Origin of the sequence: Yersinia sp. 2545 StPb PI, from assembly GCF_052217125.1 — a bacterium.
Lineage (GTDB): Bacteria > Pseudomonadota > Gammaproteobacteria > Enterobacterales > Enterobacteriaceae > Yersinia > Yersinia enterocolitica_E.
Window position 1 is genome coordinate 2,274,520 of sequence record NZ_JAZGPY010000001.1, and the last position, 25,223, is coordinate 2,299,742.

A 25,223-nucleotide genomic window follows, 5' to 3' on the forward strand; every position below is an offset into this window, starting at 1 on the left:
TAGAATAGGGTGCCCCCAGAATCAAAACCCGCAGTACAACGCCCCGAATGAGGCGTTGTTATCCTGCTGATAAACGATGTTGATACTGAGTGGACTTATCCCTCAGAGGCGGTTTTTTCTGTTTTCCCTGCCAGTAAGCTCAGGAAGTCGTAGCGTTTTTTCAAGTCTTTCTCCGCCGCCGCGTACAACTGTGCCGCCACCTCCGGCTCTTGGGTATTGAGTCGGCGGAAACGTTGCTCATTCAGCAGTGTGGTGGTCAGGTCACTGCTTGGTGGGCGGGAGTCCAATGCCAAGGCCGCTTTGCCTTCGTCAGTGCGGCGTGGGTCAAAGCGGTATAGCGGCCAGAAACCGGTGGCGGTTAATTGCTTCATCTGATCATGGCTGTAGGCCAAATCATAACCATGCTCCTCACACGGACTGTAAGCGATAATCAGCGATGGGCCAGGATAAGCTTCCGCTTCTTGAATGGCTTTTACCGTCTGATTGAGCTGCGCTCCCAGCGAAATCTGGGCAACATAGACATGGCCATACATCATCATACTGACGCCTAAGTCTTTGCGCGCCTTACGTTTGCCATGCTCACCAAATTTAGTGACCGCCCCGAGCGGGGTCGCTTTAGATTGCTGGCCGCCGGTGTTGGAGTAACACTGGGTATCGAGCACCAGCACATTGACGTTTTCTGTTAGGCTCAATACATGGTCAAGTCCACCAAAACCAATGTCATATGCCCAGCCATCGCCACCAATCAACCAGATGGATTTATCGACTAAATAATCCGCATCGGTTGCCAATTGTTGAGCATCATTGCCTGGGATGTCACGCAATAGCTGACGCAATTGAGAGACTTGCTCACGGCGTACTTCTGGCGTGGCATCCTGAAGAATTAACTGATCGACCAGCTCTTGCGGTAACTGTGGTGCCAGTTGGTTGATTAGGCGAGTTACCCGCTGACGATGCTGATCGACGGTGAGGCGGAAGCCCAGACCGAACTCGGCATTATCTTCGAACAGTGAGTTAGCCCATGCCGGACCACGGCCATCGGCGTTGGTGGTATAAGGCGTGGTAGGTAGATTGCCGCCATAGATTGATGAGCAACCGGTGGCGTTGGCAATTAACAGACGATCGCCATATAACTGGGTCAACAGCTTAATATACGGTGTTTCGCCACAACCCGAACAGGCTCCAGAGTATTCAAACAGCGGGGAAATCAATTGTGACGTACGGATATCAATACGTTCCATTTGGGTTTTATCGATTTCCGGCAATTTGAGGAAGAAGTCATAGTGTGTTTTTTCTTCCACCAGGTGCTCCAGCCGTGGTTGCATGTTGATGGCTTTGATTTCAGGATTCTGGCGATCTTTGGCCGGACAGACTTCATAGCACAGGTTACATCCGGTGCAATCTTCCGGCGCAACTTGTAACACATACTTCTGCCCACGCATATCACGGGCTTTGACATCGAGTGACTGCAAGCTGTCAGGTGCACCAGACATAGCCTCTGGCGGTACCACTTTGGCACGGATTGCTGAGTGTGGGCAGGCGGCAACGCAGTGGTTGCACTGGGTACAGAGGTCGGGCTGCCAGATAGGAATATTTTCTGCAATATTGCGTTTTTCCCACTGGGTCGTACCCACCGGCCAGGTTCCATCAGGCGGGAAGGCTGATACTGGCAGTGCGTCCCCCAAACCAGCCAACATGGTTGCGGTAACTGTTTTGACGAAATCAGGTGCTTGATCGGAGACGATCGGTGGCCGCATCGGGCTATTTTCATTAATCGGTTGTAGCGGGATTTCAATCAGTGCATCAAGGGTCGCATCCAGTGCCTGCCAGTTGCGCGTGACAATTTCTGGCCCTTTATTACTGTAGCTACGATCAATTGCGGCCCGCAACTGCTGTTGCGCCATCGCAGTGGGTAAAATCTGTGTCAGATGGAAGAACGCCATCTGCATCACGGTATTAATACGAGCGCCCAGTTTGCATTCACGGGCAATTTTGGCTGCATTGATCACAAACAGCCGTGCATTGCGCTGGTGCAATACGGCCTGCACTTCTTGTGGTAGGCGAGACCACATTTCGTCTGCACTGAATGGGGTATTAATCAGGAAGATACCACCCGGTTTCAGCCGTTCGGCCATTTGGTAGATATCAATAAACTGCAACTGGTGGCAACCGACAAAATCGGCGTGGCTGACCAAATAGGCGGAATTGATCGGAGTTTCACTGACGCGCAAGTGCGAGACCGTCAGGCCACCCGCTTTTTTCGAGTCATAAACAAAATAACCCTGTGCATACAGTGAGGTACTGTTGCCGATTATCTTGATGTTGTTTTTAGTGGCAGAGACCGAACCATCACTGCCCAGGCCATAGAACAGCGCCTCCAGTGTGGCGCGTTGTTCTATCTTTTCGTCAGTCAATGGCAATGACAGACCAGTAACATCATCAAAAATCCCTACGGTGAAACGTGGACGAGGCAAATCCAATGTCAACTCTTTGAAAATGGCGAGAGCACAATCAGGGCCAAACTCCTTGGAAGACAAACCATAACGACCACCAATCACTTTCGGTAATGTGGCGCGTTCGCCACGGCTATAGGCTTCAGCCAATGCGGTCATCACATCAAGATAGAGTGGCTCGGCCAGTGCACCCGGTTCTTTGGTGCGATCCAACACGGCCACTTTTATTACTGATTGGGGTAAGACACTCAACAGCTGCGCCGCAGAGAAAGGGCGGAATAGACGCACTTTAAGCACGCCGACTTTTTCGCCGCGCGTCAACAAAGTATCGATCACTTCTTCGCAGGTGCCGATAGCGGAACCCATTAAGATAATGACACGCTCCGCCTGTGGGTGGCCGTAATATTCAAATGGTTTATATTCGCGCCCAGTGGCCTCGGCAAAAGCGGCCATGGCATCAGCAACATGCTGATAGGTGTTGTTATACCAAGGGTTGGTCGCTTCACGCGACTGGAAATAGGTATCAGGGTTGGCAGAGGTACCGCGCACAACCGGACTCTCCGGTGACAGCGCTCGGCTGCGGTGGCCATCTATCCCTTTTTGCGGCAATAATTGGCGTAGCGTGTCATCATCGAGTGGCACAATTTTATTGATTTCATGTGAGGTGCGGAAACCATCAAAGAAATGAATAAATGGAATGCGACTATTGAGCGTCGCTACCTGTGAAATCAGGGCGAAATCCTGCGCTTCTTGCACGCTGCTGGCGCACAGCATGGCACAACCGGTCTGGCGCACGGCCATAACATCGGAGTGATCACCAAAGATGGATAAGGCATGAGTCGCAATGGTTCGGGCTGCAACATGCAGTACGAAAGGGGTCAGTTCACCCGCTAACTTATACAACGTGGGGATCATCAACAGCAATCCCTGCGAAGAGGTAAAGGAGGTCGACAGCGCGCCAGTTTGTAGTGCGCCATGCACAGTGGCAATGGCGCCGCCTTCTGACTGCATTTCAACCACGCGGGGAACGTCTCCCCAAATATTGACTTTACCATCACCTGACCATGCATCAGCAAGCTCTGCCATGGTAGAACTGGGTGTAATAGGGTAGATAGCAATAACTTCGCTGGCGCGATAGGCCACAGAAGCTACTGCACTGTTACCGTCAGTAGTAATCATTAATTTATACCTTCACATTGCTTGTCACGCAGAGACCAAAGTAGTAATGGGTGCCTCTGACGGTTAACGAATTATTTGAACTAATACTGAAATTCTAGCAGAGTGCATTTTTGTCAGTTATCGAATTTGTGTGGCTGGGGGGCTAAATGCTTTCAGTTAAAATGCAGAAAATAAGCCAGTAGCGCAGGCAAAGCTTATATAGATGTTATTCGGATAATAATTATTACAATTAGAAAACTATTTATTGCACTGCTCAGATATCGCTTGGCGAAGCAATACCTATGGGTGCTTTTGTAAAATAATTGTGAAACTGAATTAGATTTAATGAACATTTAATATGGGACGGGCATAATGTTGACCCAATACTGAAATGAGAAAATGATGATGAGCGGTTTCATGTATTTAATGATGGCAATTGTTGCCGAAGTGGTGGCTACTACGATGCTGAAAGCATCTGATGGGTTTACCCGATTGGTACCCTCAATTGTGGTGGTTATTGGCTACGGCATTGCATTTTGGGGGCTTTCGCAGGTGGTTAAAACCATGCCATTAGGTATCGCTTATGCCATCTGGTCAGGGTTGGGTATTGTTTTGGTGTCGATCGCCGCTACCTTTATGTACCAACAAAAGCTTGATTGGGCAGCCATTGCCGGGATGACGCTAATCATTGCGGGGGTTATGGTGATTAATCTGCTGTCTAAGACACCCATGCATTAATCACGCCTGTAGGATACAGGCGGAACTCATCTATTAGCGCGTTATCGTGGTGGGGCGGGATAACACGCTAATGAGTGATGGTCGGTGTCACTGAAAGGTAGGATAACGTCCTTTTCAACTATTTAATGTCTAATTGATGTATGCCATCAATAGACAATAACGTCTCATAAAACTGATCGAGACTTTTTCTAGGTGACAAAGTCACTTCCATGGTCAGTTCACAATCGGTATCCTTCTCTTCACGTTTTTGTACCACTGACAGGTTAATTGGTCGCAGTCGCAGTTTTTGCAATGCGACCAGAATAAGTGGCACACTTTCGGGTAACAGTTTGATCGAGACATAATGGTGCTGGCCAAGCAGGCGATTACTCAATTGGCGGAAGATCTCCAGTACCACCAGTGTCATTAGCGTGCCATAGATGCCAATTTCATACAGGCCGCTACCAATCACCAGGCCGATAGCCGCTGTTACCCACATACCGGCTGCGGTTGTTAGGCCTTTAACCATCTGCTTTTGAATCATAATCGTCCCGGCTCCCAGGAACCCCATGCCGCTGACAACCTGTGCTGCGACTCGACTAGGGTCAAAACTGACGTGTTCCAGTGTCAGTAAGTCCTCGAAACCGTATTTTGAAACAATCATAAACATGGCACTGCCGATACCAACCAGGATATGAGTACGCAATCCTGCTTCTTTTGACCGCAATTGACGTTCAATACCTATTAACCCACCCAGCAATCCGGCAAGGGCTATTCGTAGCAGTAAATCAGTGATCATAGTTATTCCCGTTTTATTTTTATCCAAATCGTAGGTAACTGATTCTCTATCTAATTAGTCTCGGTTTGGTTATTTCGCCAAATTTTTAACAGCAAACTACCTTGATAATTCGGCTATTCACCTTGTTACAGGTTAAGTTTAATTATCGAATTTGCGCTTATTTATGTTGTGTTTTAATTATAACAGATATTATATAAGCCAATTAGCGTAGACGAAATTGCATTAAACAATAGATTTATGCCTTTCTCATGCCGGAGCAGAAGAATGAAAGTATTATCAATGTTTGTGGGTGGCGCTGTGTTCTTTTTAGCCGCCTGTAGCAGCAATGACCCAACGGATACAGCTTTAAATAATGTTGATGCCTATGAACCCGTGCAACAAGCCACCAGCGCCAGTGTCCACCATAATATTAATATGGCCAATCCGGCGGCAGTCAATTGTGCCAATGCCGGTGGTGTATTAACCATTGCCAAACAACTCAATGGTGGCAGCGTAGGGATGTGTCAGTTACCCGATGGTAAACGTTGTGAAGAATGGGCGTTAATGCGCGGCGCTTGTCCGGCACGTTGATACCCGCCATCTTTCAAGTCTCAGGTGTATTGGCTACTTCTGTTTGCCGCCTGCCTGTGCTCGAAATCTATTGGGTATCCCATGCTGCCGCTTGTTATAACGTATAAATAATCAGGCGGTAATAATATTCGGGCAGGGTTCACCCTTTTTCAACTGGGCAATATTCTGCATTGTGGTGGCCGAAATACTGGTCAGCGCCTCTTCGGTCAGAAACGCCTGATGCCCGGTAAATAACACGTTATGACAAGAAGATAAACGGCGGAAAACATCATCCTGAATCACATCGTTGGATTTGTCTTCAAAGAACAGGTCACGTTCATTTTCATACACATCCATGCCGAGCGAACCTATTTTTTGCTGTTTTAGGGCATCAATGGCTGCGGTAGAGTCAATCAGACCACCTCTACTGGTGTTGATGATCATTACACCGTTTTTCATTTGATCAAATGATTGTTTATTAAGCAGATGATGGTTTTCCGGTGTCATCGGGCAATGCAAGGAAATAACGTCAGATTCAGCATATAGCGTTTTGAGATCGACATATTCAGCACCCAGTTCCAGAGCTTGCGCACTTGGATAGGGGTCAAAAGCGAGCAGACGCATACCAAAACCCTTCAGAATGCGCATGGTTGCCACACCAATTTTACCGGTACCGATAATCCCGGCAGTGCGGTTATGCATATTGAAGCCGATCAGTCCTTCCAGCGAGAAGTTGGCATCACGGGTGCGCTGATAAGCACGATGAATTCGGCGGTTAAGGCTCATCATCATACCCACAGCATGTTCAGCGACCGCCTCAGGTGAATAGGCAGGGACACGAACTACCTGAATTCCCAGTTCTTTCGCGGCTTCCAGATCCACATTATTGAAACCAGCGCAACGCAACGCTAGAATCTCGACGCCGACACTTTTCAGTTCTTCCAATGTCGCACGACAACCATCATCGTTGACGAAAAGACAGACCGCATCACAGCCAGCAGCCATTTTTGCTGTTTTTGGCGTTAACAGAAAATCGAAAAACTCTAATTCAAAGCCAAAATCTTTGTTGACCAATTCGAGGTATTTACGGTCATACTGTTTAGTACTGTAAACGGCTAATTTCATCGCGATATCTCCGCTAAAATATTGTGATCAATCTAACAGATTTGAATAAATCATACAATTTGCCACAATAATAAGTTAAATAGAGCACTTGTAACTTTTTCATGCCAAAGAGATAAGGTTTTTATTCCAACTTTCAATGGCAACAGTTTTGTCTGAGTTGCAAGGGTAGCGTTATCTATTATGGTATCTTGCAGTGATTTGATTAAAGCACACCGTAAGTCTGGTTGGGGATAAAACAAGGCGAGTCATGGCTAAATGCGCAAAAATAGTGGGTTGGTTGTTATTAATCAGCGCAATTTCTCTGATGGCATTATGGAAAACCCTGCCACAGTGGTTACCCAAAGTGGCACATTATTGGTTACCCGTGGGGAGTCAGATAACGCTGGCTACGCCACCGGTATGGCGTGACGGCGCACTGCGTATCAAGCAATTGCGCTATTCGATACAAGACTGCACCCTCGCAAATATGAATCAATTGAGTGTCGGCTACCATCAGGGGCGCTGGCAACTTGCGGCCGGTAATGTTGCGTTGGATACTGCTTGTTTGAGTAAATTACCGACTAATGGCGACAGCGCACCACTGAATTTAGCTTACTGGCAACAGCAGTTATCGGTATTGGATCTGGATATCAGCAATTTGCAGATTACGCCCTGGCAGCAATATGCCGGTAAACTGACCCTCACCTCGCCCGATAAGCTTAAATTGATTCAAGAGTTACGTTATCAGGGGCCGCAACTGAGCTTTGCCGCGACCCTTGATCAGGATCAACAACTGAGTTTGCATCAATTCTCTATTGCGGTTCCTGGTACCCCGCAGCCTTTCGAACTCAGTGGAAAAATAAAGATTCCTTTGTCACTGGATGATTGGCCGGAACAGGGTGAATTACAGGGGATGCTAACCACCGGTTATCTGTCTAAACCACTGCTTCTAAACTTGAGCTGGCAACAGCAGCAAGGTGTGCTGACGCTCACTGAGCGTGGCGATGATGTGCCGCTCGCACGGTTGCCATGGCGTGTTGCGGTAAACCAAATTCAGCTAGTTAACGGACAGTGGCAATGGCCATACGCGCAGCAACCATTAAGTGGCGGTATTAACCTGACGTTACATGACTGGGACCAAGGGTTGGATCAGACCTCAGTTGACGCGCGAATTAATGTGATTACCTCTGGGCAGAGTGGTAAGGGTAATGCCGTATTGACCCTCGGGCCGGGTAATCTGAGCATGATAAACAGCGATTTAAAATTCCAACTCAGTGGTCAGGCTAATCTGGAGAAAATGGTGCTTAATGCCACCATTCCAGGGCTGCTCAGTGGTTCGGTGTTGAACCCAACGTGGGTGCTGCACCCGGGGGCGTTACTGCGCGCGCATGGCAATGTGACGCCTGAATTGCGGATAAGAGATGCTCGCTGGCCATTGGCTGGTGTCAAGGTCACGGCTGCCGGGGTTAGCGGGCGTCTACAAGCCATCGTTGATGCACAAGACAGCTATTGGGGTAATTTCAACCTGCATTTGGATGGTCAGGCGCAAGAGTTTTGGCCGGATAAAGGTTATTGGCAGTGGCGTTACTGGGGCAATGGTCACCTGCCGCCACTGGCTGCTCGCTGGGATATGGCGGGCAAGGGGAGTTGGCGCGATACATTAATCACCGTTGACCAGCTCTCGACCGGTTTTGATCGGTTGCAATATGGCCTGGTTAAGGTTGAGGCGCCAAGACTGACATTGGTGAAACCACTCACCTGGCAGCGCGATAACCATCACCCAGCCTTTATTGCCGGTTTTGCGTTAGGGGCGAAAAAAGTGTCGTTCAGCGACGGGGGCGGTTATCTACCTCCCGCTGAATTATCTTTGCAACTCAATGGTCGGGAACCAAACAGCTTTCTGTGGCAGGGGCAATTGCAGGCGCAGCCTATCGGGCCGATCCCACTGCGCGGCCGCTGGGATGGCGAGCGGTTACGGGGTGAGGGCTGGTGGCCGAAACAATCGTTAACCGTATTCCAGCCGCTTATCGCATCCGAGTTAGGCATCAAACTGCGTGATGGAGAGCTGTATGCTCAGGCGGCCTTTTCGGCAGCCCGAGAACAAGGCTTTACCGCCGGTGGTCACTGGGTGGTGAAGAATGGCGGGATGTGGCTGAAAGACGGAGAAATGAGCGGGTTAGATTTTGTCATGTCGTATCGCTTGCAGAATCACCACTGGCAGTTGGGCGCGAAAGACCCGGTGATGTTGCGTATCGCCTCAATAAGCAACTTGTTTGAAATGCAGAATATAACTGCTGATTTACAAGGTACTTATCCCTATTCTGATGATGCACCGTTAACTTTGAGTAACGTCGGTATGGACATTCTTAACGGCCATCTGAGTTTGTCCGCGTTACGCTTACCGCAACACGACGCCGCCGTGCTGAAATTAACCGCCATTGACTTGAGTGAGCTATTTACCGTGCTACAACCGAAACAGTTTGCGATGTCGGGGAAGGTCAACGGGGAATTGCCTCTTTATCTCAATAACCCACAGTGGTTGGTGCGTAATGGTTGGATTGCTAACGATGGCAGGGTGACATTGCGCCTCGATCAAGATCTGGCCAATTCAATCGGTGATAGTAACTTTGTCGCCGGTGCTGCGATTGATTGGTTACGCTATATGGAGATTTATCAATCTTATGCCAAAGTGGATCTGGATAATTTGGGGCAATTGACATTACGCTCGAAGATTCATGGTGTGAATACGCAAAAAAACTCAAAGCGTGAGATAGTATTGAATTATCAGCATCAGGAAAATGTGTTCCAACTCTGGCGTAGCCTGCGTTTTGGTGACAATTTACAAGAGTGGCTACAACAGACGCTTTCTTTACAACCAACAGTGATACCGGCGAGGACGAAGGAATGAAGATCTTGACAGGGGAACATGTGGCAATAGCTTTGGGTGTTTTGATGCTCAGTGGCTGTTTACGCCTTGAGGTAGCGACACCGGAAAAACCGATCACTATCAATATGAACGTCAAGATTGAGCATGAAATCCAGATAAAAGTTGATAAAGATGTGGAAAACTTGCTTAAAAATCAATCCAATCTATTTTAAGGAGCCACGATGAAAAAGCAAAATTCAGGCTGGATTGGTGGCAGGCTAAGGCTGATTCGAGTGATGTTGGGGTGGACGATATTGAGTGGCAGTTTGCTGTTCAGCGCCATGGCTTTCGCCCTGACCGTGGAACAGGCAAAGCAGCAAGGGCGGGTTGGCGAAACCCTAAGTGGTTATTTGGCTCCGGTCAAAAAAGATCCTGAGACACTGGCGTTGGTAGAGCAAATCAATATTGCCAGAACAGAGAAATATCAGGAAGTGGCGCAGAAAAACCATATTTCAACTGAAGATGTTGCCAAGCTGGCAGGGCAAAAGTTAGTTAACCGTGCGGCTGCCGGTGAATATGTGCGCGGTATTAATGGCCAGTGGATGCAGCGCTAATTGTTGCGATGATGGTATCAATGACGCTATGGAAAACGCCCGTCTCAGCACGGGCGTTTTTTATGTCTAAACTTCGGGTTGCTGAAATATTGATTTCGACGGTATTGGCCTTAGCTTAAAAAATAACCCGCTAGCGCTCAGGGTGTAAACTGGCCGTAGCAGGATGCCCAGCGAGGCTATCGAGTGATTCTTTGCGATAATAGGTATCTGCATGCCCTGGTTGCTCAACTTTAACAATCAGGGTCAGCACAGCAGCAATCAGATACAGCGCAGTATAAACCCACACCACGCCAACAATATCGAAGAAAGGTAACACCAGCGAGGCAATCGCCGGGGCAACAAAGTTACTCAGACCCGCAGACAAGTTATAAATCGAGATGGCTGCACCTTTGTGTTCCGGTTCCAATACCGGGAATACTGCGGTCATCGGAACGAAAGCGGCTACGGTTATCCCCAACATTACTGCCGGGATCAGGGCCGCCCAGAAATTATGGCCGAAATGAACCGGAATATAGTAGAACGCCAGACTAGAAAGGGCACAACCGATACAGCCAAACCAACGCACCTGCCGCATCCAACCAATTTTTTCGCCCAAGATCCCCCACATAATATTGGTGAAAATTGTCACGAAGAAGAACACCGCCCAGATTTGCAGCCATTCAGACATGGTAAAACCAAGTCGGCCAACGAACAGGAGCGGCATAATAACGGCAAAACCAAATAATGACAGGGTGTTGATGATGCGGATTAAACAGGATAAGAAGATGTTTTTATTGGTAAACAGAATAGTGACGGCCCGTGACAACTCTTTGATTTTTTCTTTATTTGAGAGTGATGCTTTAGGGCTGGCAGTGCCAACATTGCGCAGTAATATCAACGCCATCATACCGCCGGCCATGACCCAGACAATGGCAAACCACAACGTACCGGTTTCACCAATCACCGGAATGGTGAAACTGGGCAAATAGCTCCCTATGACACCGATACCGACGGAATACATCGCCCAAAACCAACCCATGGCAGAAGAGAGTTGCTGTTTAGGGACATTTTGAACAATTAACATAACAAATGAATAGATAAATAACGGATAGGCCAACCCACGAATACCATAGAACAGCAACATTAGTGGATAACTTTTAATGCCTAAACCGAATACCATAAATAAGCAGTGCATGACCACCCACAGCACAAAACCAATCCGCATGGCGCGTTGTGGCGTGATGATCTCTGCAACCACACCAGAGCTCCAGGCGGCAATGGCAGCAGCTAAGCCATAGAGTGTAAACACAAAGGCTGATTGTGCCGGAGAAAAGCCCATATCAGTAATATGTTTGGATAAGAAGGCCATTTCAAATCCATCGCCGCTCATAAAAATGGCAATGGCAATGTAACCCCAGAACAAATTCATTGGCAAACCAAACCAGTGGGTAGGTTTTTTTTGCATAGTAAGTTCCTCTGGCGCTTGAGCGCCGGCTGGTTGAGTTGCTGGTAGGAGCAACGGTTATAGGGACAGAGAAAAGGGCGATAGGCTCGCCCGGGCTTGTTATATCTTTATTTTTTAGATGGTTATTGCGGCTGTTGTTGGCGTAACTGCCGCTGCTGTTGATAGAGCAGTCGATAGCGTTCAAGGCGGGCAAACAAGGCATCTTGCCGGTTAACATCGGGGATGAAGCGTTGGTCGATTTGTGGTTTGCTGCACACCTCCTGCTCATCACCGCCGCTGGCAAGCCACCCTAAACGTGCGGCACCTAAAGCCCCACCAGCCTCCCCACCGCTGTGGGTGACAATTGGCAGGTTAAGGGTGTCAGCCATCAATTGCCCCCACCACACACTGCGTGCACCACCACCAATCAACGATGATTGGCTCAGTTGGGTACCGGCCTGCTGTAACACCGCTAGGCCATCAGCAATACCGAAAGTCACCCCCTCCAGCACGGCATATCCCAGCGCCGCACGGTCTGTCGCATGAGTCATGCCATGAAACGCACCGGTTGCCAGCGGATCGTTATGGGGGGTGCGTTCGCCTGAAAGGTAAGGCAGGAAAATTGGTGCCAGCCGCTGCTCTGAGCGACTGAGTTGCGCAACCTCGGATAGAAGGGTGGTTTCATTGGTTCCCAGCAATTGGCACAACCAGCGCATGGCGCTGGCTGCGGTCAGCATGACACTCATCTGATGCCAGCGATGCGGCAAAGCATGGCAAAAGGCATGAACGGCAGATTGTGGATTGGGCCGGTAGCAATCATTAATGGCAAACAATACACCGGACGTGCCCAGAGAGATGAAGCCATCACCAGGATTGATGGCACCAATCCCAACAGCACTGGCTGCGTTATCGCCACCACCGCCAGCAATAATCACTTTATCGGCTAAGCCCCACTCGCGCGCAATATCTGCTTTCAGGTAACCACTGGGTTCATTACCTTCAATCAAGCGCGGCATCATATCGCGGGATAATCCGCAGGCAGCCAGGAGAGAGTCCGACCAGTCGCGCCTGGCGACATCCAACCATAACGTTCCGGCGGCATCAGACATATCACTGACCTTATCGCCACTCATCATCCAGCGCAGATAATCTTTAGGTAGCAGTACCGTCGCCAGTTGTGCGAACACCTCCGGCTCATGGCGAGCAACCCACAACAGTTTCGGTGCAGTAAAGCCTGGCATCGCCAGATTTCCGGCAATCTGATGCAATTGTGGGGCATTGCGGGTCAACTCATCACACTCTTCGGCACAGCGCGCATCATTCCACAAAATAGCCGGTCGCAAGATACGATCCTCGCGGCTCAACAGCACAGCGCCATGCATTTGACCCGAAAGACCAATCGCGAGGATCTCACCCCAGCGCTGGGGTATTTTATGGCGCAGGCGGCCAATAACCCGTTGTGTCGCCTGCCACCAGTCAGTGGGATTTTGCTCCGACCATAAAGGATGCGGGCGCTGCACGGTCAAGGGTTCGCCTTCACTGGCCAGAATCTGGCCCCGGTCATCAATCACCACGGCTTTAATTTCTGACGTCCCTAAATCAAGTCCAAGATACATAGCAATTCCTTGTCGATGATTAACGGTTAGCAACGAGCCAGGTATTTACCCGGTCAATCGATTGGCGCAGCAGCTGTTCAAACTGGTTGTCACTGGCTAGTGGCCCAAATAGCTTGCTGTCGCGAGCGAACAGACCTACCGGGTCAGTTGATTGGAACATGGCATGGACGGCCGCGGCGTCCAGTATTCCGTCCTGGTATTCATACGGCAGGGTGCCCTGATGCCAACTTTCCATAAATACGAAGAATAATGCGGGTAGTATCGCGGTTGCTGCTGGGGTATCACCTCGTTGGTAGCACTCCATCAATGTGGGTGTAATAAATCCGGGAATTTTGGAAAAGCCATCTGCCGCCACCCGTTGGTTGGTGTCACGAATATACGGATTACTGAAACGGTCCAGCACCACATCACGGTAATTGGCAAGATCCAGTGGGCTTGGAGACAGTGATGGGATGACATCCTGAGTCACATAGTCATAGGCCATCTGGCGAATAGCGTCAGTCTGGGTACTTTCATGAATGTAACTTCGCCCAAGCAAGGTGCCAGCCCAGGCAATACAACTGTGACTGGCATTGAGAATGCGGATTTTTGCCTCTTCATACGGCAGAACTGATTCCACCATCTCTACACCCACATTCTCCAATGCTGGGCGTCCGGCAATAAAATCGTCCTCAATAACCCACTGGATGAATGATTCCCCCATAACCGGTGCCAGATCAGCGAAACCGGTTTGTTCCAGCACCCGTGGTGCGATGTCATCAGCGGGGCGCGGGGTAATGCGGTCAACCATGGTATTGGGACTACGGGTTTGACTTGTCACCCAACTGAGCAAGCTTTGCTGGTCGCGAAGTGCGAGGAACTCAAGCAGGCAATGGCGGAAACGCTCACCGTTATGACGCAAATTATCGCAGTTCAGCAAGGTCACTGGCCCGCTCTGCATCTGTTGGCGTTGCAGCAAGATACGGCTGATAGCACCGTATATTGTGCGGCAATCACCTTTGAGGTCAGCCTGGATATCCGCATTATCCTGTTGCAGGTTAAATTGGTTATCCAGGTAGTAACCGCCCTCGGTCACGGTAAAGGAGATAACGCGCGTTTCTGGCAGACTACCTTGTGCTACCAATTGGCTCAGTTCTTTATCCCAAGGGATAATTTTGCGGATTGATGTGATTTTTTCATATTGACGCTCCCCCCCTGGTGTCACGGTTTCCAAGGTGTATTCGCCGTTTTGGGCTTGTAATGCATTGAGCAACGGGGTCGCGTCATCCCGAATATTAGCCAGAGCAATAGACCAACGATTATCGCCTATGGCCCGTAACCGGTGTAGATACCAGGCTTGGTGAGCACGGTGGAAGGAGCCTGCACCAATGTGCAACCACACTGCATGGGTGGTATTCAGAAAACTGTTCATAAATTATCTCCACAATCACGGTAAGTGTTGGCGTTATAATTTGAGCATAAGCTCTAATGTAGGGCATTTGCTCTAATGGCGTTAGGGTAATGTAACTTTTGCCCGAAAGGTGGGCTTTGGCTCACATAACCGTAAGTAGAGATAAAAATCTGTCAAATAGAGGCGTAAGATGATGACCATTGTGGTTTCACCCCCTATCTCTATTTCAAATAATATTGCGCAGATAACTCATGCAGAAGAGTGATAAGAAGCTGGATCAAGCGGCCAGAGCGGCCTGGATGTATTACGTTGCCGGGCAGACGCAACATGAAATTGCTGATGCCCTGGGGGTTTCGCGTCAGGTGGCCCAGCGGCTGGTGGCGTGTGCTATTGATAACGGGCTGGTCAGTGTCAGCATTGCTCACCCGGTTGGCCGCTGTATGGCGCTGGCCGAACAGGTGCAAAAGCAGTATGGCTTGCATCAGTGTCAGGTGGTCCCCAGCTTGGGGATGGACAGCGCGGGTATCCAACGAGCCATTGCTGTGGTGGGGGCTGAAGTGATGTCGCAATTTCTGCGTCAAGAACAGCCACTGGTCATTGGTGTCGGCTCTGGTCGCAGTTTGAAAGCCGCCATTGATGAGTTACCTGATTTCGAACGTCCTCAGCACAGTTGTGTCTCACTTATCGGCGCTATTGCTGCTGATGGTTCCTGTACACGCTATGACGTCCCGCTGTGGATGGCCGAGAAAACACAAGGACGCTACTTTATTTTGCCCGCGCCTTTGTTTGCTGACAGCGCGGCGGATCGTGACCTGTGGTGTAATCACCGGATTTACCGCACTGTCACTGAGAAAGCAGCTCAGGCTGATGTTACGTTTATCGGTATTGGCTCAATGGGGTATCATTGTCCATTGCATAAAGATGGCTTTATTTCTGCACAAGATGTCGATGTGCTCATGGCCGCGAATGTTGTGGCAGAAATGCTGGGTAATTTCATTGATATCGATGGTCAGCGCGTCGCCTATGAATTGGATCAGCGTTTAACCAGTGCCAGCTTACGTATTCAGCCAGAAAAACCGGTGATTGCTATCGCAGGTGGTAAGGAGAAACATCAGGCTATTAAAGCGGCGCTCAGGGGGCATTGGGTGAATGGTTTGGTTACGGATGAAGAGAGTGCGATGGCGTTACTGGCATAATCACAGAGAAAAAAGCGCGCCGAAAGGCGCGCAATTAACCAATGACACTACTGGGTAACACGAGGGTAATACAAGGTCATTTTCAGTCGCGCATTGACGGAGACACCCACTTCTGCGCGAAAGTTATCAATTAAGCACTGACAACCTGAGCCAGTAACTGTTTGGCATCAGCTTGTGCTTTGGTCGCCACTTCAGGACCATAAGCAATGCCTTCTGCAAACACAAATTCAACATCGGTAATGCCGATAAAGCCCAGGAACAGACGCAGGTAAGGCACCACCAGATCAGTTGGGGTGTCTTTATGAATGCCCCCACGGCTGGTCAGAATAATGGCACGTTTACCGGTTACCAAGCCTTCTGGACCTTTTTCTGTGTAGCGGAAAGTCACGCCAGCACGGGCAATCAGGTCAAAATAGTTTTTCAACTGCGTCGGGATATTGAAGTTGTACATTGGTGCTGCCATAACTATCACGTCATTGGCTTGCAGTTCCGCAATCAGCTCATCAGACAGTGCCAAAGCCTCTTGTTGGCGCGGTGTTAGCGCGGCATCTGAAGGGCGCAGAGCACCCACCAGTTCACCATCTAACACCGGAACCGGTTGAGCGGCCAAGTCACGTACGGTGATTTCGTCGTCAGCATGGGCTGCTTGCCATTGTTCGACAAAAAAGTCAGCTAATTGGTTGGACTGTGAATAAGTTGCCAGAATGCTTGATTTCAGGACCAGTACTTTGCTCATCGTAATTCCTTAACAGGTAACAGAGACTTAGGCGGTTCGCCCTTTCAATGAGATACACTTTATTAATATTTTTCTATTAGTGATAGCGCAATATTTTGCGTTCTTTGTTCGATTTAATTGAACGATGATAATCAGATAGGAAATCTCCGCCGGGTTACAGCGTAATCCGAGGCTGTGTTACCATATCAGGTAAGGGTTTATCTAATAAAAGCTATGGGTCACTCATCTATTTGGCGTCGAAAATGGGGGTATTGGCAGGTTAAAAATTGATACCGATTAATAAAAAATATCTGCCAATCAAACTCATAGCATAAAATCATTGGGCTGATACCGTAGGTTGCAGCCGCATCGTAACAAGGAACACAGAACGTGAAATCTTCGCTCGCAGCATTATCCACCCAACTCGGTGAGTTGATGCTCCGTGACCAACAACGCCTGCGGCGTCGGCTGCAAGGCGCACGAAAAATTAATAATCCACAGGCCGTAGAGGCGATTACCCTCGAGCTTGAGGCTGATATAGCAACCGCCATGCAGCGGGTTATTCGTCGTCGAGCTGCTTGTCCGGCGATAACTTATCCTGAAAACTTGCCGGTCAGCCAGAAAAAGCAAGATATCTACCATGCTATTCGTGACCATCAGGTGGTGATCGTCGCCGGTGAAACCGGTTCCGGTAAAACCACCCAGTTGCCGAAAATTTGCCTGGAATTGGGGCGGGGCGTGCAAGGGGTGATCGGCCATACTCAACCACGTCGTCTGGCTGCGCGCACCGTCGCAAACCGTATTGCGGATGAACTGGATACCTCCCTTGGCGGTTGTGTCGGTTATAAAGTGCGTTTTAACGATCAAGTGGGTGAAAACACGCTGGTTAAGTTGATGACCGACGGGATTTTGTTAGCTGAAATTCAGCAAGATCGTCTGTTGATGCAATATGATACGTTGATTATCGATGAAGCCCATGAACGTAGCCTGAACATTGATTTCATCTTGGGCTATTTGCGTGAATTATTACCCAAACGCCCAGATCTAAAAGTAATTATCACTTCGGCGACCATTGATCCGCAGCGTTTCTCCCAGCATTTCAATAATGCCCCTATTATCGAGGTTTCTGGCCGCACCTATCCGGTCGAAGTACGTTATCGCCCCATTGTGGATGATGCCGATGATGTTGAACGTGACCAACTACAGGCTATTTTTGATGCGGTTGATGAGTTAGGCCATGAAAGTCCCGGCGATATTCTGATCTTTATGAGTGGTGAGCGTGAGATTCGTGATACCGCTGATGCATTGATGAAGCAAAATCTGCCCCATACGGAAGTACTACCACTCTATGCCCGCTTATCAAACAGTGAGCAGAATCGGGTGTTCCAGTCGCATCATGGGCGGCGAATTGTATTGGCGACCAACGTGGCTGAAACCTCGCTCACCGTACCTGGGATTAAGTACGTGATTGACCCCGGTACAGCTCGCATCAGCCGTTATAGCTTCCGTACTAAGGTGCAGCGGTTGCCTATCGAGCCGGTGTCTCAGGCGTCAGCTAATCAGCGTAAAGGCCGCTGTGGCCGTGTGTCAGACGGTATCTGTATCCGTCTTTATTCTGAGCAGGACTTCCTCTCTCGCCCAGAGTTTACCGACCCGGAAATTCTACGAACCAACCTGGCCTCCGTCATTTTGCAAATGACGTCACTCGGTCTGGGTGATATTGCGGCATTCCCGTTTGTGGAAGCCCCCGATAAACGCAATATCCAAGATGGTGTTCGGTTACTGGAAGAGCTGGGTGCGATACAAACCGCTGATAATGGTCATCAACAACTGACCCCGCTGGGGCGACAATTAGCGCAATTGCCCGTCGACCCTCGTCTGGCACGGATGGTGCTGGAAGCACAGAAAAGTGGCAGTGTCCGTGAACTGATGATCATTACCTCGGCGTTGTCGATTCAGGACCCGCGTGAACGGCCAATGGATAAGCAGCAGGCTTCTGATGAAAAACATCGTCGCTTTGCGGATAAGGATTCTGATTTCCTGGCGTTTGTTAACTTATGGGATTACCTGAAAGAGCAGCAAAAAGAGTTGTCATCAGCGCAGTTCCGTAAACTGTGCCGTAGTGACTTTCTCAACTATTTGCGGGTGCGCGAATGGCAGGATATCTACACGCAACTGCGCCAGGTGGTGAAAGAACTGGGTATTCCGGTGAATAGTGTTGCAGCCGACTACCGTAGCGTGCATACCGCGATATTGACCGGTTTGTTATCTCATATCGGCCAAAAAGATGTTGAAAAGCAAGAGTATACCGGTGCTCGTAACGCAAGGTTTGCTATCTTCCCCGGTTCCGGTTTATTTAAAAAACCGCCGAAATGGAGCATGGTGGCTGAGCTGGTCGAAACCAGTCGCTTATGGGGCCGCATTGCTGCCCGCATCGAGCCGGAATGGATCGAACCTTTGGCGCAGCATTTGGTGAAACACCATTATAGTGATCCGCATTGGGAGAAAGCACAGGGTGCGGTGATGGCCAGTGAGAAAGTCACCCTATTCGGTTTACCCATAGTTGCTGAGCGCAAAATCAATTACGGCCCGATTGACCCACCGCTATGCCGTGAGTTGTTTATTCGTCATGGCTTGGTGGAGGGGGATTGGCAAACGCGTCACGCTTTTTTCCGCGCCAATCTCAAACTATTGGCTGAAGTTGAAGAGTTGGAACACAAATCACGTCGGCGCGATATTCTGGTGGATGATGAGACACTGTTTAACTTCTATGACCAGCGAATTGGTCGCGAGGTTATTTCAGCCCGTCATTTTGATAGCTGGTGGAAGAAAACCAGCCAGACACAGCCAGAGTTATTGAACTTTGAAAAAACCATGCTTATCAAAGATGGCGCGAACAAAGTTAACCCGCTCGACTATCCCAATTTTTGGTATCAGGGGTCGCTTAAGTTACGGCTTTCCTACCAATTTGAACCCGGTACTGACGCTGATGGGGTAACCGTACATATTCCGTTGCCCATCCTTAATCAGATCCAAGAGCAGGGTTTTGATTGGCAGATACCGGGGATTCGGCGTGAATTAGTGATTGCACTGATCAAGTCTTTGCCTAAACCGGTGCGGCGCAATTTTGTCCCCGCGCCCAATTATGCTGAGGCGTTTCTGGCCCGCGTTACCCCGATGGAGGTGGGGCTGCTCGATGCATTAGAGCGTGAACTGCGGCGCATGACGGGTGTGACAGTGTCACGTGATAGTTGGCAATGGGACCAAGTTCCAGATCATCTTAAAATAACCTTCCGTGTGCTCGATGATAAAAATCGTATTTTGCGTGAAGGTAAAGACCTTGCTGCCTTGAAGCTACAGTTACAAGAGAAAGTGCAGGAAACATTGTCCGCCGTTGCCGACGATGGTATTGAACAAACTGACTTACATATCTGGAGTTTCGGTGATCTACCGCTGTGCTATGAGCAGCGTCGTGGTGGCTATGAAGTCAAGGCATACCCGGCACTGGTGGATGAAAAAGACAGTGTCGCTATTCGCTTGTTTGATACAGAATCTCAGCAACAACAAGCTATGTGGCAGGGGACAAGACGTTTACTATTATTGAATATCCCATCCCCTATAAAGTATTTACATGAGAAATTGCCGAACAAATCCAAGCTCGGGCTCTATTTCAATCCTTATGGCAAAGTGTTGGACCTGATTGATGACTGCATTGCTTGTGGTGTGGATAAGTTAGTTGCGCAGTATGGTGGCCCCGCATGGCAAGAGGCGGAGTTCGCTCGACTACAGGAAAAGGTTCGTGCTGAGCTGAATGACACGGTGGTTGAGATTGCCAAGCAAGTTGAACAAATTCTGACGACGGTATTCAGTATTAATAAGCGACTGAAAGGCCGGATAGATATCTCAATGGCATTGGCTCTCTCTGATATCAAAGCCCAGCTAGGGGGGCTTATTTATCGTGGTTTCGTGACCAATAATGGTTGGAAACGTCTGCCGGATACACTGCGTTATCTGCAAGCGATTGAGCGCCGATTGGAAAAGCTGGCTATGGACCCTCATCGTGATCGTGCCCAAATGCTACGCGTAGAACATGTGCAACAGATGTGGCAGCAATGGCTGCATAAATTGCCGCCAAAACGCCAGCAAGATGAAGATGTTAAAGAAGTTCGCTGGATGATTGAAGAACTGCGTGTGAGCTTATTTGCCCAGCAATTGGGGACAGCTTACCCTATTTCTGACAAGCGTATTCTACAAACTATCGAACAGCTTTCTGCCTGATTAGCGATTAATATCACTCCGCGTTCTAAGTATCATTGATTTAGACGCGGAGTCTCTTACTGACTAAATTCCTTCCTAATATACCGCTATAAAATTCACTATCTTTATGATTCGTCTATTTTTATCTGCATGTCAACTATGTAATAGATGAAACTTGCTGATGTTGATGCGAAGCCTGTCGAGAATTGTAAATTAACTGGGCTGCATGGCCGCGGCGTTATTGCCTCCTATCTTGAACTCCCGCTATATGGGTACTGATAAATCAGACCATTGGGTTAAAGTTTGTCTGATTTAGGGTCACCATATTTGATTACCTATGGTGAGTTTGATAGAGTTTTTCCAGTGCAGGGATTGCTTATGTATCAAATTAGTTTGTTGAGGTTGGCACAGCGCGAGTTGTTTAAATTACCTGTAGGCATTCAGGCGGCTCTGATTAAAGCTATGGATGAGTTAGAGGCTTATGGTCATGAGTTGCGGGAGCCAGAGGTGCGGGATATTGGGCGCGGGCTAAAGGAATTGCGGGTTAGTGCTAGAGAGGGGGGCGGGCGTGGTTTTTTCTTTTACCACCTGGGTTGGCAGGTTTACATCATTCATATCTTACAAAAGAAGACGCAAAAGACCCCAAGACGAACACTGATGTTGGCTTATCAGCGGATGAAGGAAATCAAACGGAGATTGCAACCATGAAAAAACAAGATGACTTTGACATTATTTCTTTTGCTGAGGTTAAAACAGATGCTTTAAATCATCCTCAGGTCAAAGAAGCTTACACAGACTTGCAGATTCGCGACGCCATGATGACTGAGCTGAAAGCTGCCCGTCAGCAATGTAATTTAACACAAGAGGAAGTGGCGCAACGAGCAGGGCTGAAAAAACAAAATATCAGCCGTATGGAGAAAGGTATCATTTCTCCCAACCTCACCACGTTGAGCCGTTACGCAGCAGCATTAGGTGGGACTTTTGTTTTCAAATTCAACCAAAAGCCCCATTGTGTCAGTAAGAAATAGGGGATATCCCTCACTCTGTGTATCACTGAATAAAGTGGTCACTTTGCTGCATTTTTAGCGAGCGTTTTTAACCGTTCTCTAATCGCCGTTACCGCTAGGGCGCGGTTATCCGCAAGATAGCGGTCTTTGGCGGCCGGTGCAGAACTTTGAATCGCAATTAAAGACCACGCGTCGCCATTTTTTAGTAATAGTGGGGAACCACTGTCACCTGGCAAGGTATCGCATTGGTGTGAAAGTACGCCCTGTTGTGCCCACCCGGTAACCAGACAGTCTTCATGGCTGTATAAAGTTTCAAGATGATCAAGGGGATAACCCGCTTGAGTTATTTTACGATTAACCAATTTAAGCGCTTGTGTCAGCTCACTTGAGGTTCCATCCCAAAGCGGTAACGGCTTAATCGGGATAGGCTTTGTGTTAGTTAACCGAATAAGTGCAAAATCATAAGCGGCGGCGGCGGGTGGAACTATCCAACCATCGCCATCAGGTTTAAGTTTTTTACCTAATTTGGCATCAACCAGCGTTTCCAGTCGGGTAATCTGGTACTTCCAATGACCATCATGAGAAATAAAACGTAAGGCAACAGCGCGATCAATTTTCCCCGGTGGGGTAAGAACGCAATGGCCTGCGGTGAGCGCCAGACGAGGGGAGATTAACGTTGCTGTGCAAAGGTTGCCACTGGTTGTTTCAACTTGCCCAATGGCTTGCCACGGCCACTCCGTACTATTTGTTATCGCTGTACGGTCATCTTTCCCGAAGAACAACGTGGTTTGATCCGCAATGCTGCTTTCATCATTCGGCTTGTCAGTGGGGGGAAGGGCTAAAGCCATAGAGATGGAAAGTGGCAACAGACTCAATAGTAATAATGAAGATAAACGCATAAATAATTAGCCTTGCCTTTATTTACTGACCAAAGGTTATCCATTAACACACCTGAGACCTGCTGATTAGACGACCAATCACGGCTCTACTAGCGCTAACTATAGACATAATAAGTTGTGTCATATGTTGTCAGTAATTGATTTTTCGATAATTTTAGAGCGCTATCGGCTGTTGGTACTATAAATAAAAGAATAATGTGATCAGACCGCAAATAACTAATATGGCTAAAGTGATTTCAAATAAATAATGGCGCAGCATTATCAGCACTCCTAATAAAAAACACCCGGTAAACCGGGTGTCGAGTGAATCGCTGTTGCAGGTCAATCGTGAGAGCCTGTTGTAGCTTTCACAAGTTAAATGCTGCCGCTATTTGGTCACTGGCACTGCGGTTGGAGCTGACTTACTGTGTGTCGCTTTTTTATGGTGTTTTTTGGCTGCCTGTGCTTTTTGCACCGGGGCTGCTTTATCCATTTTTTTCATCGAATCAGATTTTTTAGCTTTCTTGTGGTGCATGGTTTTAGCCGGTGCACTATGAGCTACAGGTGCTGTAACAACGGGTGCTGCCGGTGGTGCAACGGTGTCGGCGGCTATTGCTATAGATGATACACCCAAGGTTGCAGCAACAATCAGAGCTAATACTGTTTTCATAATTTATTCCTCAGTGTTCTGTTTGTATATCGGCCCCGTTGGGTCGTTATAAAGAGAGTAGAGGAAATATATACTGGCTTCCGTGAGTCATTGGTTTCGGCTTGTAACCGATTGTACAACGGCAATAAACCAGATAAATAACCGACTAAATCACTTATTTTAGTTACAACATACATAGAGCCTTTTAATAAACTTATCGTCTTATGTAACATCAACGTCGCTTGATAGTGGGGATGTAATTTGAGTTATGCAGGGAGAAGGCGCCCAACCCTAATGAGAGGTTAGGCGCAGACTAACACGCAATAAATTACAAATAGCGCCGCTCTAAATGTTGGCGGAAATAGCGAGGGTTAAGTGTTTCACCGGTAGCCTTGGTAATTAATTCTGCGGTTGAGTAACGACTGCCATGCTGCCAGATATTCTGTTGTAACCAGGTGAATAGGGCGCTGAGATCGCCACTAGCGATACTTTTATCCAGCCCCGGCATAGCATCACGGGCAGTTTGGAACAGTTGCGCTGCATACATTGCACCCAATGTATACGTTGGGAAATAGCCAAAAGCACCATCGGTCCAATGGATATCTTGCATACATCCGTTACGGTAATTACCCTCAGTATTAATACCGAGGTATTGCTGCATTTTCTCATTCCACAGCATAGGGATATCATCTACTTCGATTTCACCACTGATCAACGCTTTTTCGATTTCATACCGCAATATAACATGGGCAGGATAGCTCACTTCATCGGCATCAACTCGAATAAAACCCGTTTTAACCCGTTGATTGAGAGCTATGAAGTTCTGTTGCGCAAAAGCGGGTTGATCCCCAAATTGGTTTGCTACCAGTGGGCGGATCACTTGTAAGAATTCATTACTGCGTGCTAATTGCATCTCAAACAGTAAGCTTTGGGACTCATGGATGGCGGTTGACCGTGCATGGGAAATGGGTTGCCCTAACCATTCACGTGGTAGATTTTGCTCATAACGGGCATGGCCTGTTTCATGCACAATACCCATTAATGAACTGAGAAATTCTTGTTCGTTATAACGAGTTGTAATGCGTACGTCTTGAGGAACACCACCGCAGAACGGATGTACACTAACATCGACCCGCCCGCCGTCAAAGTCAAAACCGAGTACTTTCATCACTTGTAACCCAAGCTGACGCTGTTTTTCCACGTCAAAAGGGCCCTGTGGTATCAGGCAGTTTTCATTGGCTTGTTTAGCCGTCACTTTTTGTAATAGGTCAGGTAGCCATTGCTTAAGATCACCAAATATACGGTCTAAATCGGCACTGTTAGTCCCTGGTTCATAGAGATTAAGTAATGCGTCATAACCCGAGATACCAGCCGCCTGAGAACGTATCGAGGCTTCTTCACGGCTGAGTTTGACCACTTCCCGCAAGTTCTTTGCAAAACCATGCCAATCATTAGCGATACGCTGTTGCCGCCATGCATGCTCACATCGCGCCCCTGCCAGTGATTTAGCTTCTACCAGTGCTTCTGGCAGCAGGACTGCATTGTCATAATGGCGACGCATTTCGCATAAATTTGCCTGCTCAATATCATCAAGTGTTTCTTGCTCAGCTTGTTTTAACCATTCACCAACCTGGTTGGCCGTTAATATCTGGTGTTGTAAGACATTCAGCTCCGCCATCGCTTCTGAACGGGCAAGGTTACCTTTCACTGGCATCATAGTCTGCATATCACATCCGGCAATAGCCGACAGGTGTTCGAAACGTGCAAGCCGGGTAAAGGTTGTACGCAGGTGGTGGTAAGCGGTAGTCATAAAACACTCCAAAGTAAAAGTT

19 protein-coding genes are annotated in these 25,223 nt (G+C 48.4%); 9 read left to right on the top strand and 10 right to left on the bottom strand.

Annotated elements, in window-relative coordinates; all coding sequences use genetic code 11:
• Window positions 1–95 precede the first annotated feature (95 nt).
• A complete protein-coding gene (gene nifJ / locus V1955_RS10600; RefSeq protein WP_442820870.1) occupies window positions 96–3,632 on the bottom strand; it encodes a pyruvate:ferredoxin (flavodoxin) oxidoreductase in 3,537 nt (1,178 codons plus the stop codon).
• A gap of 384 nt (window positions 3,633–4,016) precedes the next feature.
• Between nifJ and V1955_RS10605 the strand changes: the two genes are divergently transcribed.
• Window positions 4,017–4,349: a DMT family transporter gene (locus tag V1955_RS10605; RefSeq protein WP_083163615.1), complete on the top strand. Its 333-nt coding sequence runs from the start codon at window positions 4,017–4,019 to the stop codon at window positions 4,347–4,349.
• Window positions 4,350–4,467: 118 nt separating this feature from the next.
• Here V1955_RS10605 and V1955_RS10610 read toward each other — a convergent pair whose 3' ends face one another.
• Window positions 4,468–5,127 carry an MgtC/SapB family protein gene (locus V1955_RS10610; protein WP_083158782.1) on the bottom strand — a complete coding sequence of 220 codons (660 nt, stop codon included), beginning with the start codon at window positions 5,125–5,127 and terminating at the stop codon, window positions 4,468–4,470.
• A gap of 264 nt (window positions 5,128–5,391) precedes the next feature.
• Here V1955_RS10610 and V1955_RS10615 point away from each other — a divergent pair, with 264 nt between their 5' ends.
• Window positions 5,392–5,697 (top strand): putative hemolysin, encoded by a 306-nt coding sequence (locus V1955_RS10615; protein WP_083158783.1) that lies wholly within the window; start codon window positions 5,392–5,394, stop codon window positions 5,695–5,697.
• 111 nt (window positions 5,698–5,808) lie between these two features.
• On the opposite strand, the gene V1955_RS10620 is transcribed toward V1955_RS10615, so the two are convergent.
• Window positions 5,809–6,801 carry a 2-hydroxyacid dehydrogenase gene (locus V1955_RS10620; RefSeq protein ID WP_083158784.1) on the bottom strand — a complete coding sequence of 331 codons (993 nt, stop codon included), beginning with the start codon at window positions 6,799–6,801 and terminating at the stop codon, window positions 5,809–5,811.
• A 247-nt stretch (window positions 6,802–7,048) separates the two neighbouring features.
• Between V1955_RS10620 and V1955_RS10625 the strand changes: the two genes are divergently transcribed.
• From V1955_RS10625 to V1955_RS10635, 3 genes are read left to right on the top strand one after another with little or no spacing between them, the layout of a single operon-like run.
• Window positions 7,049–9,688 (top strand): YdbH family protein, encoded by a 2,640-nt coding sequence (locus V1955_RS10625; RefSeq protein WP_083158785.1) that lies wholly within the window; start codon window positions 7,049–7,051, stop codon window positions 9,686–9,688.
• Window positions 9,685–9,879 carry a YnbE family lipoprotein gene (locus tag V1955_RS10630; protein ID WP_193784655.1) on the top strand — a complete coding sequence of 65 codons (195 nt, stop codon included), beginning with the start codon at window positions 9,685–9,687 and terminating at the stop codon, window positions 9,877–9,879. Before V1955_RS10625 ends, V1955_RS10630 begins: the two co-directional genes overlap by 4 nt.
• Before the next feature lie 9 nt (window positions 9,880–9,888).
• Entirely contained in the window at window positions 9,889–10,260 is a 372-nt protein-coding gene (locus V1955_RS10635) for a YdbL family protein (protein WP_083158786.1), read from the top strand.
• Between the two features lie 130 nt (window positions 10,261–10,390).
• Here V1955_RS10635 and V1955_RS10640 read toward each other — a convergent pair whose 3' ends face one another.
• From V1955_RS10640 to dalD, 3 genes are all read right to left on the bottom strand, one after another.
• A complete protein-coding gene (locus tag V1955_RS10640; protein WP_050085290.1) occupies window positions 10,391–11,704 on the bottom strand; it encodes an MFS transporter in 1,314 nt (437 codons plus the stop codon).
• A 122-nt stretch (window positions 11,705–11,826) separates the two neighbouring features.
• Window positions 11,827–13,299, bottom strand: a complete 1,473-nt coding sequence (xylB, locus tag V1955_RS10645; RefSeq protein WP_442820871.1) for a xylulokinase — start codon at window positions 13,297–13,299, stop codon at window positions 11,827–11,829.
• 19 nt (window positions 13,300–13,318) lie between these two features.
• On the bottom strand, window positions 13,319–14,710 hold the full coding sequence (gene dalD / locus V1955_RS10650; protein ID WP_442820872.1) for a D-arabinitol 4-dehydrogenase: 1,392 nt from the start codon (window positions 14,708–14,710) through the stop codon (window positions 13,319–13,321).
• Window positions 14,711–14,940: 230 nt separating this feature from the next.
• Here dalD and V1955_RS10655 point away from each other — a divergent pair, with 230 nt between their 5' ends.
• Window positions 14,941–15,885, top strand: coding sequence for a sugar-binding transcriptional regulator (locus tag V1955_RS10655; protein WP_083158788.1), 945 nt, complete (start codon window positions 14,941–14,943; stop codon window positions 15,883–15,885).
• A gap of 130 nt (window positions 15,886–16,015) precedes the next feature.
• Here V1955_RS10655 and azoR read toward each other — a convergent pair whose 3' ends face one another.
• The gene (azoR, locus tag V1955_RS10660; protein WP_083158789.1) at window positions 16,016–16,621 is read right to left on the bottom strand and encodes an FMN-dependent NADH-azoreductase; all 606 of its coding nucleotides are present in this window, start codon (window positions 16,619–16,621) and stop codon (window positions 16,016–16,018) included.
• A gap of 369 nt (window positions 16,622–16,990) precedes the next feature.
• On the opposite strand from azoR, the gene hrpA reads away from it, so the two are divergent.
• The 3 genes from hrpA (at window position 16,991) to V1955_RS10675 (ending at window position 21,885) form a co-directional block, all read left to right on the top strand.
• On the top strand, window positions 16,991–20,878 hold the full coding sequence (hrpA, locus tag V1955_RS10665) for an ATP-dependent RNA helicase HrpA (RefSeq protein ID WP_442820873.1): 3,888 nt from the start codon (window positions 16,991–16,993) through the stop codon (window positions 20,876–20,878).
• Window positions 20,879–21,235: 357 nt separating this feature from the next.
• Window positions 21,236–21,565, top strand: a complete 330-nt coding sequence (locus tag V1955_RS10670) for a type II toxin-antitoxin system RelE/ParE family toxin (protein ID WP_193784656.1) — start codon at window positions 21,236–21,238, stop codon at window positions 21,563–21,565.
• Window positions 21,562–21,885, top strand: coding sequence for a helix-turn-helix domain-containing protein (locus tag V1955_RS10675; RefSeq protein ID WP_083158791.1), 324 nt, complete (start codon window positions 21,562–21,564; stop codon window positions 21,883–21,885). Before V1955_RS10670 ends, V1955_RS10675 begins: the two co-directional genes overlap by 4 nt.
• Before the next feature lie 38 nt (window positions 21,886–21,923).
• On the opposite strand, the gene V1955_RS10680 is transcribed toward V1955_RS10675, so the two are convergent.
• The 3 genes from V1955_RS10680 to V1955_RS10690 form a co-directional block, all read right to left on the bottom strand.
• The gene (locus V1955_RS10680) at window positions 21,924–22,763 is read right to left on the bottom strand and encodes a trypsin-like serine peptidase (protein WP_083158792.1); all 840 of its coding nucleotides are present in this window, start codon (window positions 22,761–22,763) and stop codon (window positions 21,924–21,926) included.
• Window positions 22,764–23,130: 367 nt separating this feature from the next.
• A complete protein-coding gene (gene asr, locus V1955_RS10685) occupies window positions 23,131–23,412 on the bottom strand; it encodes an acid resistance repetitive basic protein Asr (RefSeq protein WP_083158793.1) in 282 nt (93 codons plus the stop codon).
• A gap of 307 nt (window positions 23,413–23,719) precedes the next feature.
• Window positions 23,720–25,201, bottom strand: a complete 1,482-nt coding sequence (locus V1955_RS10690; RefSeq protein WP_442820874.1) for a carboxypeptidase M32 — start codon at window positions 25,199–25,201, stop codon at window positions 23,720–23,722.
• Window positions 25,202–25,223 lie beyond the last annotated feature (22 nt).

Coding starts and splice junctions, on each gene's coding strand:
- V1955_RS10630 (WP_193784655.1), top strand. CDS start 9,685: ATGAAGATCTTGACAGGGGAACATGTGGCAATAGCTTTGGGTGTTTTG.
- V1955_RS10640 (WP_050085290.1), bottom strand. CDS start 11,704: ATGCAAAAAAAACCTACCCACTGGTTTGGTTTGCCAATGAATTTGTTC.
- V1955_RS10690 (WP_442820874.1), bottom strand. CDS start 25,201: ATGACTACCGCTTACCACCACCTGCGTACAACCTTTACCCGGCTTGCA.
- nifJ (WP_442820870.1), bottom strand. CDS start 3,632: ATGATTACTACTGACGGTAACAGTGCAGTAGCTTCTGTGGCCTATCGC.
- V1955_RS10655 (WP_083158788.1), top strand. CDS start 14,941: ATGCAGAAGAGTGATAAGAAGCTGGATCAAGCGGCCAGAGCGGCCTGG.
- V1955_RS10680 (WP_083158792.1), bottom strand. CDS start 22,763: ATGCGTTTATCTTCATTATTACTATTGAGTCTGTTGCCACTTTCCATC.
- dalD (WP_442820872.1), bottom strand. CDS start 14,710: ATGAACAGTTTTCTGAATACCACCCATGCAGTGTGGTTGCACATTGGT.
- V1955_RS10670 (WP_193784656.1), top strand. CDS start 21,236: ATGTATCAAATTAGTTTGTTGAGGTTGGCACAGCGCGAGTTGTTTAAA.
- azoR (WP_083158789.1), bottom strand. CDS start 16,621: ATGAGCAAAGTACTGGTCCTGAAATCAAGCATTCTGGCAACTTATTCA.
- asr (WP_083158793.1), bottom strand. CDS start 23,412: ATGAAAACAGTATTAGCTCTGATTGTTGCTGCAACCTTGGGTGTATCA.
- xylB (WP_442820871.1), bottom strand. CDS start 13,299: ATGTATCTTGGACTTGATTTAGGGACGTCAGAAATTAAAGCCGTGGTG.
- V1955_RS10635 (WP_083158786.1), top strand. CDS start 9,889: ATGAAAAAGCAAAATTCAGGCTGGATTGGTGGCAGGCTAAGGCTGATT.
- V1955_RS10625 (WP_083158785.1), top strand. CDS start 7,049: ATGGCTAAATGCGCAAAAATAGTGGGTTGGTTGTTATTAATCAGCGCA.
- V1955_RS10615 (WP_083158783.1), top strand. CDS start 5,392: ATGAAAGTATTATCAATGTTTGTGGGTGGCGCTGTGTTCTTTTTAGCC.
- V1955_RS10610 (WP_083158782.1), bottom strand. CDS start 5,127: ATGATCACTGATTTACTGCTACGAATAGCCCTTGCCGGATTGCTGGGT.
- V1955_RS10605 (WP_083163615.1), top strand. CDS start 4,017: ATGAGCGGTTTCATGTATTTAATGATGGCAATTGTTGCCGAAGTGGTG.
- V1955_RS10675 (WP_083158791.1), top strand. CDS start 21,562: ATGAAAAAACAAGATGACTTTGACATTATTTCTTTTGCTGAGGTTAAA.
- V1955_RS10620 (WP_083158784.1), bottom strand. CDS start 6,801: ATGAAATTAGCCGTTTACAGTACTAAACAGTATGACCGTAAATACCTC.